Source organism: Agromyces sp. CCNWLW213 (genome assembly GCF_037199545.1).
GTDB lineage: Bacteria > Actinomycetota > Actinomycetes > Actinomycetales > Microbacteriaceae > Agromyces.
Map to the genome: position 1 here is coordinate 1 of NZ_JBBBDX010000008.1, position 12,286 is coordinate 12,286.

Annotated in this window: 6 protein-coding genes; all 6 read right to left on the bottom strand. The window is 72.5% G+C overall.

The window, feature by feature from the left end; translation table 11 throughout:
* Positions 1 to 95: 95 nt before the first annotated feature.
* Positions 96 to 386, bottom strand: coding sequence for a WXG100 family type VII secretion target (locus WBQ80_RS14050; RefSeq protein ID WP_336573524.1), 291 nt, complete (start codon positions 384 to 386; stop codon positions 96 to 98).
* Between the two features lie 108 nt (positions 387 to 494).
* Positions 495 to 4,976 carry an FtsK/SpoIIIE domain-containing protein gene (locus WBQ80_RS14055; RefSeq protein WP_336573525.1) on the bottom strand — a complete coding sequence of 1,494 codons (4,482 nt, stop codon included), beginning with the start codon at positions 4,974 to 4,976 and terminating at the stop codon, positions 495 to 497.
* Positions 4,973 to 6,130 (bottom strand): RDD family protein, encoded by a 1,158-nt coding sequence (locus WBQ80_RS14060; RefSeq protein WP_336573526.1) that lies wholly within the window; start codon positions 6,128 to 6,130, stop codon positions 4,973 to 4,975. Before WBQ80_RS14060 ends, WBQ80_RS14055 begins: the two co-directional genes overlap by 4 nt.
* A gap of 127 nt (positions 6,131 to 6,257) precedes the next feature.
* Positions 6,258 to 7,397 carry a hypothetical protein gene (locus WBQ80_RS14065; RefSeq protein ID WP_336573527.1) on the bottom strand — a complete coding sequence of 380 codons (1,140 nt, stop codon included), beginning with the start codon at positions 7,395 to 7,397 and terminating at the stop codon, positions 6,258 to 6,260.
* Between the two features lie 95 nt (positions 7,398 to 7,492).
* Positions 7,493 to 8,170 (bottom strand): hypothetical protein, encoded by a 678-nt coding sequence (locus WBQ80_RS14070; RefSeq protein ID WP_336573528.1) that lies wholly within the window; start codon positions 8,168 to 8,170, stop codon positions 7,493 to 7,495.
* A 175-nt stretch (positions 8,171 to 8,345) separates the two neighbouring features.
* Positions 8,346 to 12,248 carry a DNA-directed RNA polymerase subunit beta' gene (gene rpoC, locus WBQ80_RS14075; RefSeq protein WP_337282587.1) on the bottom strand — a complete coding sequence of 1,301 codons (3,903 nt, stop codon included), beginning with the start codon at positions 12,246 to 12,248 and terminating at the stop codon, positions 8,346 to 8,348.
* Positions 12,249 to 12,286 lie beyond the last annotated feature (38 nt).

The window sequence follows — 12,286 nt, forward strand, 5'->3', positions numbered from 1 at the left end:
CTTCCGCCTTTGTTGGTTCCTGTTTTTTTTTTTGGTGGGGGGGGGGGTGTTTTGTTGTTTTTTTTTTTTCCCCCCCCCCCCCCCCCCCGCGAGGGTCAGCGTCCGGCCAGCTGCTGGTCGAGGTCCTGGATGGCCTGCATCATGCCGCGCAGGGCCTCGCCCATCTCGCCGATGCCGTCGACGGCCGACTTCAGGCCGGTCGTGAGCTCCTCGTAGCCCTGGCCGAACTTGCCCGACGCGTGCTGCGTCTTGAAGTCGCTGCCGAGCAGGTTGTCGACGGAGCTCTTCAGCTGGTCGAGCTGGGACTGGATGTCGTCGCGCGCGTCGGACAGCTTGCTCGCCATCGCTTCCATCTCGCCATAGGAGGCGCCGAAATCTGCGGCCATGGTGGAACCTCTTCCTTCGTTCGGGATCATGCCCGCGACTGCGAGCCGGTGGAACCAGCCTACGGATGCCGCGTGCGGGTGCCCATGGGGAGCACTCCCCACGGTGGGTCAGCCGACGTAGGGCAGCTGCACGAGCGCGACACGACCGTCCTGCACGAAGAAGCCCCGCCCCTCGGGGAAGTCGGACCGCTTCACCTTCGGGAACGGCGTCTTGAACACCGAGTCGCCGTCGTACGCGTCGGGCCGCAGGGCGACCCCGCGCCGGCCCGCCTTGAAGTCGCCGACGAAGCCGAAGCCGCTCGAGAGGTTCGCGACATCCGCATCGCCGACGAGGAAGTGGTCGCTGCGGTTGACCGCCTGGAACAGCTCCTTCAGCGGACGCTCCGCCTCGGAGTCGGCGAACTGCGTGACGTTCTCGACCGCGATGAGGTACCGGCCGGGCACGGAGGGATCGGCGATCACCTCGGCGAGCTCCCGAGCGAGCGCCTTGACCTCGTCGACGCTGGTGGCGCTCCGCATCCAGTCGGCGTGGTCCGTGAGTGCCGCGCGCCGCCCGGCCAGGTGGAACAGGCGCACGTCGGGGTCGTGCCGGCGGACGGCGTCGATGACGGCGCGCATCGCGGTGGTCTTGCCGCTCTGCGGCGGTCCCGTGATCGCGAAGGTGCCCACGGGCTCGAAGCCGATCGGCGCGAGGGTGTCGTCGGCGAGGCCGAGCGCCGGCTCGCCGCCGACCGACGGCGGCAGCTCGGCGGCGGCGAATGCGGCCGGCAGGGCGCGGATCGGGGCCGCCTCGGCCGCGCCCGCCGCACGCAGGCGATCGGCGAGCGCCTCGAGGGCCCGGGTCTGCTCGGCGACGTTGGCGGTGCCGCCCAGCACCGCGACCTGCGTCTCGAGGCCGTCGACGATCGCGCGGCCCGGCGCCGACCGGTCGTCGAGCACGTCCTTGGGGACGCCCAGCACCTGGTAGCCGCTCTCGTCGGACAGGCGCAGGACGATGCGCTTGGTCACGTTGGCGCTCACCGCCGTGGGCACGGCGCCCGAGCGGTCGGCGGTCGCCACGACGTGGACGCCGAGCGGCCGGCCCTCGGCGAGGACCCGCATGACGACGCTGTAGAAGGGCATCCGCACGGTCGTCGAGTCCCAGTCGGCCTTGAACTGCGCGAACCCGTCGATGACGAGCAGCACGCGGGGCTCGCGGATGCCGGTGAGCTGGCGGTACTCGGTCAGGCTCGCCGCGTTGGCGGCGCTGAATGAACGACCGCGTCGATCGAGCAGGTCGTCGAGCGTGCGGAGGAGGCGCTGAACCCGCTCGGGGTCGTCGCCCGCGATCACCGAGCCGACGTGCGGGAGCGCCTCGAGCGAGCGCAGGGCGCCCGAGCCGAAGTCGAGGCCGTACACCTCGGCGGGACCGAGCTCGGGCCGCATGCCGATCGCGACCGCCAGCGTGCGCAGGATCGTCGACTTGCCGGCGCCGCTCGTGCCGTAGACGAGCATGGCGCCGTCGCGGTCGGGCGCGAACGCCATGGGCGCCTGGAGCTGGCGCTCGGGCACGTCGGCGAGGCCGAAGACGATCTCGCCGTCGCCGCGCATGGGCAGGTCCTCGACGGCCACGGTGGACGCGAGGTCGTCGAGCCACGGGCGGCGGGGCGCGGGGATGCCGGCCGCGGTCGCCGCGCGGATGAACGCCGCGACCATCCGCTTCTGGTCGTTGGGCCCGGGATCCCCGACGACGTGCGCGTCGTCCTCCGGGGCGCCGCGCTCCCACACGATCGTGGAGCCGAACCGGAGCTCCGCGAGCCGGACGTCGGCGGCCTCGGGTTCACGGCTCGTCCATCCCCCGGCGTAGGCGGACTGGAACGGGACGAGGCGGCCGGGCCCGGTCTTGGCGATGCCGCGGCCCGGGATGGACGGGTCGAACCCGGCGGCGACGGGCTCGCCCACCACGTCGCGCGAGTCCGACTCGTCGGCCATCCGGAGCGCCACGCGCAGATTGGTGTTCGCGCGGAGGTTGTCCTTGATGACCCCGGCCGGCCGCTGCGTCGCCATGATCAGGTGGATGCCGAGCGAGCGGCCGCGCTGGGCGATGTCGACGACGCCGTCGACGAACTCGGGCACGTCGCCCGCGAGCGCCGCGAACTCGTCGATCACGATGACGAGCGCGGGGGGCGTCTCCGGGTCCTGCCGCTTCTCGAGCTCGAGCAGGTCCTTCGCCTTCTTGCGGTTGAAGAGGTGCTCGCGGTGGTGCAGCTCGGCGCGCAGGCTCGTCAGGGCTCGCCGGACGAGGTGGGGACTGAGGTCGGTCACGAGCCCGACGCAGTGGGGCAGCTCGACGCAGTCGGCGAAGGCGGAGCCGCCCTTGTAGTCCACGAAGAGGAACGTGACGCGGTCGGGGCTGTACTCGGCCGCCATGCCGAGCACCCAGGCCTGGAGGAACTCGGACTTGCCCGCACCGGTCGTGCCGCCCACGAGCGCGTGCGGTCCCTGGGTGCGGAGGTCGAGGGTCATCGCGTCGGGACTGCCCTGGCCGACGAACGCCTTCAGCGTGCCGGCGCGCTTGAGCCGCGGCAGCTTGGCACCCGAGCGGTCGAGGATCGACGCGTTCTGGCGCCACCGCTCGACGACCGACTCCGGGTCGCGCGCGATCTCGTCGCCGAGGAGGGAGAGCATCGAGACGCTCCTCGGCAGGTCGCTGGAGTCCTCGACCACGGTGCTCGCGTCGACCACGGGCGCGAGTCGCCGGGCGAACACCTCCGCGTACCGCATCGACACGCCCTCGACCGCGACGGGCGCGTACTCGGCGCCCGAGCGCACGACGCCGACGCGCGCTCGGTCGAGCCCGTCGGTGACGTCGAGGAACGTGCGGCAGGCCGCGGGGAGCGAGGCCACCGTGGGCGCGACGAAGACGGCGTGGATGCCCACCTCCGCGCCGCGCTCGATGAGCTGCACGAGGCGCGGCCGGTCGACGGGCGCGTCGGCCGACACGATGAGCACGAGCGCGGAATCGGGGCGGGGCTCCTCGCGGACCCCGCCCGGCGTGCCGATCTTCGAGCCGCGCGCCATCGAGGTGTCGTCGTCGGCCAGCGGACCGCGGCGCACGGGCGCCGAGTGCAGCCTCGCGAGGATGAGCTCCTCGAGCGAGCTGAGGAGCGCCGCACCGGCGGAGGCGCTGTCGGCGAGGGCGGCGCCGCCGACGGGGTTGCGCTCCCCGGAGGTGTGCGGAAGCCACTTCAGCCAGTCGAGCTCGCGGCTCCAGGCGGGATCGACGATGGCCGCGGCCACCACGTCGTTCGGCGCGTGCAGTCCGAACAGCTGCACGGCGATCCCGCGCAGCGCGTCGGCGGCGAGATTCGCCGGTCCGGCGACGCCGAGGGCGCCCGAACTCGAGAGGAGCTCCATCACGGGCACGTCGTCGATCTCGCGGTACCGCTCCCGCAGGACGTCGACCTGCCTGGCGTACTTCGGGATGCCGGGCATCGAGCCCTGCGACTCGCGCACCGAGTTGCGCGACGCCGCCCGGCCGACGCCGAGGCGGACCGCGAGGAAGTTCCAGTGCTCGGGGCGGCGCGTCCACAGCAGCGGGCCGAGCCGCATGGCCTGCTCGTAGACGGTCGCGACCGGCGGCGTCTCGTCGTGTCGCCGAGCGCGTTCGACGTGCCGCTCGCGCTCGAGGGTCTCCTCGAGGTCCTCGATCTGGACCTCGAAGGTCTCGATCTCGCGCTGCAGCTTCTTGCCGCTGCCCATCCGCGAGCCCAGGTAGTTCGCCACGAGCATGACGGGCGTGAGCGCGACGATGAGCAGCGACGCCGGCCGGCCGGTGATGGCGAAGATCCCCAACCCCATGAGCACGGGCGAGACGATCATGGGCCACGGGAAGAGACGGGGGTTCTCCTCGCTCGGCACCCTCGGCTCGGGGTGGGCGGTGCCCGGGTAGCGCGCCTCGACGCGCGGGGAGCGGTTGAACATGAGCGCGCCGCCGCGCTCGAGCACGGGGTCGGCGGCCGAGTCGGTGCCCGCCAGCATGCCGAACGACACCACCGTGTCGCCGATGGTGACGCGGACGCCGGGCAGGGCGCGCACGCGTGCGACGGGCCCCCCGTCGACGAGGAGCCCGTTCGCCGAGTTGAGGTCGACGACCTCGACGGCCTGGTCGACCTCGACTCGGGCGTGGCGCTTCGACACGAGCGCGTCGCCGAGGACCACGTCGGCGTCGGCGGCGCGGCCGATCACGCTGTGCCCGCGACGCAGCCGGAACTCGCGTCCCGCGTCCGGGCCGGAGTGGACGTGCATGACCGCCACCGGAGCCTCGGCCGCAGCGGTCCGGGCGGCGGGCGAGACGACCGCCGCGTTGAACCCGGAGCCGATGGGCGCGTCGGCCGCGAGCGTGCCCGGATCGAGCACGACCGGCTCGGTCGAGGTCGGCGGCGCCACCGCGAGGGTGAGTGGGCCGTCGTGCCGGGGCAGGTGACCCGACGCCGGGTCCGCATCGGCGATCGACCGGGCGACGTCGCCGATGGTCGCCGTGGCGTCGGCGGTCACCACGACGTCGACCGCCGGGCCGCTCTGGCGGCGGTAACCCAGCTTGAGCCTCACGCGCGCACCCCGTCCACGCGGAACTCCACGCCCCCGAGCCGCACGGAGGCGCCCGGGGGGACGGCCTCGGCAACGCCGGGCTCGAGCGCACGCGCCCGCCCGTCGCGCTCGACGATCGTCGTGCCGTTGCTCGACCAGCGGTCCACCACGCGCACGCCGCGGTCGTCGACCACGACGGCCGCATGGGTCTTGGAGAGCCCCATGCTCGGGTCCACGAGGGGCACGAGGACCGCGGCGTGCGGGTCGGCCTCCCCGCGTGCCGGGTCGCGGCCGAGCAGCAGGGTCCCGGATGCCGCGACGCGCGCGCCGTCGCCGAAGACGAGCGTCGCCGAGGCCGCCGGGGACGGGTCCGGGGCGGGCGCCGCCGGCGGACGGCCGGCGTCGACGGGCGGCGGGGTCCAGGCCCCGGGCGCGGCGTCCGGAGCCGCGGCGGGCGGCGCCGCGACCACGCCGGAGCTCGACCGCGCGGCGGGGATGAACGTGCGCTCGTCGATCGCACGGTCGGAGGCGAGCGACGGCAGCGTCGGACGCTGCGCGAGCGGCTCGCCCTCGAGCGTCCGGCGCGCGTGGCGGAGGGCCTTGCCGTCGAACGGATCGAGTCCGTGCCGGGCATCGACGACCAGGCAGCGACCGACCCGGTCGAGCCAGCTCCGTCCCCGCCCCTCCGGGTCCCAGAGCCCGGACGCGAAGCAGAGCGCCGGCCCCACGAGCGGCAGGACGACCTGCGAGGCCCACAGGACGAGGGCGCGGAGCGCGACCCGCCAGAAGCCGGGCCGCGCGAAGGTGGCCGCGTTCACCGAGCGCAGGCCGAGGGAGGCCTTGCCGATCGTCACGCCGCGCCGCCCGTGCAACGCGAGCTGCGTGACCCCGTACGCGGTGACGAGCAGCTGCCCGACCGCCGCCAGCACGAGCGGGACGGCGAGGTCGGCGGCATCCGGCACCCCGCCCGACGCGACCACGGGGACGAGCTGCGCGACCGCGATCGCCGTCGGGACGGCGAGGAGCGCCCACCCCGTCGCGTCGATCGCGAAGGCGGCGGCCCGCCGGCCCGCCGGCGCGGGCCGCAGCCCGAGCGCGGCGGCGTAGGCAGGGTCGGGACGGCCATCGGCGCCGACGCCGGCGACCGGCTCGTCGGCGTGCATGGTGATGCTCAACAGCGCTCCTCGGGTGTCCAGGGTCAGGGAGCCACCCAAGCAGGCTGGGCGTGCCACGTCGATGGGGAGCACTCACCGTGTGCGCCCGACATCCGAGCGTAGCGCGCCGGAACCGACCGGCCGCGAGTCAGCGGGCGGACGACACCGGCTGCGGTCCCGCTGCGAGCTGGCGCTCGTACTCCTCGCGCGCCTGGCGGTTGCGCTCGCCGACGGTCCGGCCGCGCGCGGCGATCCAGCCGCCGAACCAGATGGGCAGCTCGCGCGCGATGACGGCGGCGATGATCGCGTACGGGTCGAGCCAGCGCTCCCCGAGGAAGTCGGCCGCCTCCTGCGGCGTGAAGCGCCACGCCCCGACGGTGAGCAGCGAACCGCCGATGTACGAGAAGTACACGATCACGGCGACCACGAGACCGAAGACGGCCCAGGTCCACCAGGCCGCACGGTTCAGCGCCAGGGCGAGGAGCGCGAAGGCGAGGAAGAAGAAGAGCACCGGGATCCAGAACACCGGCTGGGCGACGAACTGGCCGAGCACGCGCCCCGCGTCGGGCAGGGGGTTCTGACTCAGGATGACGAGGTAGGAGATGCCGGCGTAGAGGAGCGCGAACACCACGGTCGCGATGAGACCCACCAGCACGCCGAAGCCGCGGTTGCCGCGCGGCTTGGGCTCGGCGGGCGCCTGCACGTAGATGGCCTGCGGCGACGGCGGAGCCGGGGCCGCCGGGGCCGGGCCGGACGACGAGGAGACGGCGGTCGCGCCCGCACCCGCTGCGCCGGCACCGACCATCTCCGGCACCCCCGTCTCGCGACGCACCTCTTGCGCGCGCACGGGCTCCGGGCTCGCGGCCTGCAGGTCGTCGCGCTGCATCGCGGTCGTGTCGGTCCGGTCGGCCGGGTCGGAGCTGACCGCGACGGGCGGGTGCTCGGTGCGCGCCCGCTCGACCGCGGCGTCCAGCGCCGACCGGTCGTCGTCGCGCGCCGAGGCGCCCGTGAAGTCGGGCTCGATCGGCGACGCGCCGGCCGTCTCGCTCGGAGCCGCGGACGCGGGTTCGAGCCGATCGACGTGCTCCGCGTCCGGCGCGGTCGGGTCGACCTCGGCCTGTGCGGCGGCGGTCGGAACGGCGTCGACGCCGCCGTCGGGCCGGGCCCGGGCGTCGCTCGCGAGGGTCTCGTCCGCCGTGTCCGCGGGCGGCTCGCCCGGGGCGTCGGGGCGACCGTCGCCGTCGAGGTCGCGACGGTCGGGGTCGGATCCGGGAGTCGTGCTGCTCATCGTCCGCTCCTTCCGGGCAGCACCGTCTGCCCGTGGTGCGGCCACTCTAGCAACGCGCGCGTCGCCCGCCGTGGAGCGGCGCGGCGCTTCGCGACTCAGTCGAAGACGGCCGCGATGATGTCGTGCGTGTAGCCGGTGACCGCGGGGCCCGACCAGCGCGTCGCGATCCAGACCCCCTCCCGGAAGAAGTGCGACTCGCCCGCCGGCCCGGCGGCGTCCTCCCACTCGGCGACGCACCGCGTGCCCTCGAGCTCCTCGTAGCACTCGAGGCCGCCGGCCTCGAAGGCGCCGAGCGCGGCGGTGCGCTGCGTCTCGTCCACCGCGGCGATCGTCGTGACCATGCCCGTCCGGCCGTCGGAGGGCTCGGCGGGCAGCCAGGCGCATGTGAGCGCCGCGGCCTGCTCGAGCGTCGGCAGCGCTCCGGGGTCGTCGGTCCCCAGCAGGACCGGCGCGCCCTCGCCGGTGGCCCAGCCGGGATTCAGGACGTAGTCCGGGGCGAACGAACCGGTCCAGTCCGTCGCGTAGGCCGAGGCGCAGTCGGCGGGCACGGCCGGGCCGCCGCCGGCCGGCGCGGATGCGGCCGTCCCCGGGAGGACGGGCGCGGGCGTGCCGGCCGCCGCGGGCACCGGGCGCTCGGTCGGCGCCGGCTCGGCTGCCGGACGGGAGCCCGGCAGGAGCATGGCGCCCGCGACGGCGGCGACCGCGAGCACGAGGGCGATGACGGCCGCGACGAGCCAGGTCGTCGGTCGGCGGAGGAGGGGGACGTCGTGCATGGAACTCTCCGTGGTCGCGGATCGGGGGACTCGGCAGGGTCGACCGCGGGCGATCCTAGCGAGACGGGCTGGGAGCCGCCCGGATGGGTCGGACCCCCCGGAATGCCGAAGGGCCCCGGATCGCTCCGGGGCCCTTCGGGGTGCGGCGGGGACGGCTCGCGCCGTCCCCGCGCGATCAGCTGTAGTTGCCGGGGGTGAAGTCGTCGCTCGAGAACGAGTCGAAGTCGACGAAGCTGAGGTCGCCCTCGGTGAACGCGGCGTCGTCGGAGAAGATGCGGTTCGGGTAGCGCTCCGCCTTCGCCTCCTCGGTCGCCTCGACGGTGACGTTCCGGTACTTGTTCAGGCCGGTGCCCGCCGGAATCAGCTTTCCGATGATCACGTTCTCCTTGAGGCCCACCAGCGGGTCGGACTTGCCCTCCATGGCGGCCTGCGTGAGCACGCGGGTCGTCTCCTGGAAGGATGCGGCCGACAGCCACGACTCGGTCGCGAGCGAGGCCTTGGTGATGCCCATGACCTCCTGGCGCGCCGACGCCGTCTTCCGGCCCTCGGTGAGCGCCGCGCGGTTGATCTCGTTGTACTTCGAACGGTCGACGAGCTCGCCCGGGAGCAGGTCGGTGTCGCCGTGGTCGACGACGGTGACCTTGCGCAGCATCTGGCGCACGATGACCTCGATGTGCTTGTCGTGGATCGGCACGCCCTGCGAGCGGTACACGTCCTGCACGCCGTTCACCAGGTGCTTCTGCACCTCGCGCACGCCCTTGACCCGGAGGACCTCCTTCGGGTCCACCGTGCCGACGATGATCTGCTGGCCGAGCTCGACGTGCTGGCCGTCCTCGACGAGCAGCGTCGAACGCTTGAGCACGTTGTACGCGATCGGCTCGTCGCCGTTGTCGGGCGTGAGGATGACCTTCCGCTGCTTCTCGGTCTCGTCGATCGTGATGCGGCCGGCGGCCTCGGCGATCGGCGACGCACCCTTGGGGGTGCGGGCCTCGAACAGCTCCTGCACGCGGGGCAGACCCTGCGTGATGTCGTCGGCCGAGGCCGACCCACCGGTGTGGAAGGTGCGCATCGTGAGCTGCGTGCCGGGCTCGCCGATCGACTGGGCGGCGATGATGCCGACCGCCTCGCCGATGTCGACGAGCTTGCCGGTGGCCAGCGAACGGCCGTAGCACTTCGCGCAGACGCCGACCGCCGACTCGCACGTGAGCACCGAGCGGACCTTGATCGACTCGACGCCCGCCGCGACCAGCTTGTCGATGAGCACGTCGCCCACGTCGTCGCCGGCCTCGGCCACGACCTCGCCCTTGGCGTCCACCGCGTCGGCCGCGAGCGACCGGGCGAACACCGAGTTCTCGACGTTGGGGTCGCGGACCAGGGTGCCCGAGGCATCCGTCGCCGCGATCGGCATCTCGAGGCCCTTGCCGGTGCCGCAGTCGTCCTCGCGGATGATGACGTCCTGCGAGACGTCGACCAGACGACGGGTCAGGTAGCCCGAGTCGGCCGTGCGGAGCGCGGTGTCGGCGAGGCCCTTGCGGGCACCGTGCGTGGCGATGAAGTACTCGGCCACCGACAGCCCCTCGCGGTACGAGGAGATGATCGGACGCGGGATGATCTCGCCCTTCGGGTTGTTCACGAGGCCTCGCATGCCGGCGATGTTGCGCACCTGCAGCCAGTTACCGCGCGCACCCGACGTCACCATGCGGTTGATGGTGTTGTCCTGGTTCGACGCGAACTCCTCCTGCATGGCCTTGGCGACCTCGTCGGTGGCCTTGGTCCAGATCTGGATGAGCTCCTGGCGACGCTCGAGGTCGGTCGTGAGGCCCTTCTCGAACTGCGACTGGACCTTCGCGGCCTGCTTCTCGTACTTCGAGACGATCTCGCGCTTCTGCGGCAGCTCGACGACGTCGGACAGCGCGACGGTCACGCCCGAACGGGTCGCCCAGCGGAAGCCGGCGTCCTTGATGCGGTCGAGCGTCGCGGCCACCTCGGTCTTCGGGTAGCGCTCGGCGAGGTCGTTGACGATCGCGGAGATCTGGCTCTTGCCCGCCTGAGCGTTGAAGTACGGGTAGTCCTCGGGCAGGGCCTCGTTGAACAGCGCGCGACCGAGGGTGGTCTCGAGCAGGAACGGCTGTCCCTGCTCGAAGCCCTCGGGCTCGTCGCCCTCGCGGAAGTGCAGCCCCTCGAGGCGGATCTTCACGGTGGCGCCGAGGTCGAGCGCGATCTCGCCCGGTCGGTTCTGGTCGAACGCGAGGATCGCCTCGGCGATCGACGAGAACGCGCGGCCCTCGCCGGCGGCGCCCGGCTTCTCGGTCGTCAGGTGGTGCAGGCCGATGATCATGTCCTGTGAGGGCAGGGTCACCGGACGGCCGTCCGACGGCTTGAGGATGTTGTTCGACGCCAGCATCAGGATGCGGGCCTCGGCCTGGGCCTCGACCGACAGCGGAAGGTGCACGGCCATCTGGTCGCCGTCGAAGTCCGCGTTGAACGCGGCGCAGACGAGCGGGTGGAGCTGGATGGCCTTGCCCTCGACGAGCTGCGGCTCGAACGCCTGGATGCCGAGGCGGTGCAGCGTGGGCGCGCGGTTCAGCAGGACGGGGCGCTCGCGGATGATCTCCTCGAGCACGTCCCACACCTGCGGGCGCGAACGCTCCACCATGCGCTTGGCGGCCTTGATGTTCTGCGCGTGGCTCAGGTCGATGAGCCGCTTGATGACGAACGGCTTGAACAGCTCGAGCGCCATCTGCTTCGGCAGGCCGCACTGGTGCAGCTTCAGCTGCGGGCCGACCACGATGACCGAACGGCCCGAGTAGTCGACGCGCTTGCCGAGCAGGTTCTGGCGGAATCGACCCTGCTTGCCCTTGAGCATGTCGCTCAGGGACTTCAGGGCGCGGTTGCCGGTGCCGGTGACGGGGCGACCGCGGCGGCCGTTGTCGAACAGCGCGTCGACGGCCTCCTGCAGCATCCGCTTCTCGTTGTTCACGATGATCTCGGGCGCGCCGAGGTCGAGCAGGCGACGGAGGCGGTTGTTGCGGTTGATCACGCGGCGGTACAGGTCGTTGAGGTCGGAGGTCGCGAAGCGGCCGCCGTCGAGCTGCACCATCGGACGGAGCTCCGGCGGGATCACGGGGACCACGTCGAGCACCATCGCGGCCGGCGAGTTGCCGGTCTGCAGGAACGAGTTCACGACCTTGAGCCGCTTGATCGCGCGGATCTTCTTCTGGCCCTTGCCCTCGGCGATCTGCAGGTGCAGGTCGTCGGCCTCGGCCTGGAGGTCGAAGGACTCGAGGCGCTTCTTGATCGCCTCGGCGCCCATGTAGGCCTCGAAGTACATGCCGAAGCGGTCCTGCAGCTCCTGGAAGACGGAGTCCTCGGGCTTGAGGTCGCCCACCTTCAGGGTGCGGAAGTCCTCCCAGACGCGCTCGAGGTGCGCGATCTGCTCGTCGGCGGACTTGCGGACGCCGGCCATCTCCTTGTCGGCGGCGGCCTCGGCGCGCTTGCGCTGGTCGGCCTTGGCGCCCTCGGCCTCCAGGGCCGCGAGCTCCTCCTCCTTGCGCTTCATGAGGTCGGCGATGCGCGCGTCGCGGGCGTCGCCGATGGTCTTGATCTCGAGGCGGAGCTCGTTCTCGAGACCGGGCATGTCGGCGTGACGACCCTCGTCGTCGACGTCGATGACCATGTAGGCGGCGAAGTAGATGACCTTCTCGAGGTCCTTCGGCGCCATGTCGAGCAGGTAGCCGAGACGGCTGGGCACGCCCTTGAAGTACCAGATGTGCGTGACCGGCGCGGCGAGCTCGATGTGGCCCATGCGCTCGCGGCGGACCGAGGACTTGGTGACCTCGACACCGCATCGCTCGCACACGATGCCCTTGAAGCGCACGCGCTTGTACTTGCCGCAGGCGCACTCCCAGTCGCGGCTGGGTCCGAAGATCTGCTCGCCGAAGAGGCCGTCCTTCTCGGGCTTGAGTGTGCGGTAGTTGATCGTCTCGGGCTTCTTGACCTCACCGAAGGACCACTTGCGGATGTCCTCGGCGGTGGCCAGGCCGATACGGAGCTCGTCAAACGTGGTTGCGTCGAGCAATTTCTCTCCTAGATTCCTGAAGTCTTCTCGTACCTGGC

Bases quoted from the DNA above. Each gene is read 5' to 3' on its own strand.
- WBQ80_RS14050 (WP_336573524.1), bottom strand. From the start codon at position 386: ATGGCCGCAGATTTCGGCGCCTCCTATGGCGAGATGGAAGCGATGGCG.
- WBQ80_RS14070 (WP_336573528.1), bottom strand. From the start codon at position 8,170: ATGCACGACGTCCCCCTCCTCCGCCGACCGACGACCTGGCTCGTCGCG.
- WBQ80_RS14065 (WP_336573527.1), bottom strand. From the start codon at position 7,397: ATGAGCAGCACGACTCCCGGATCCGACCCCGACCGTCGCGACCTCGAC.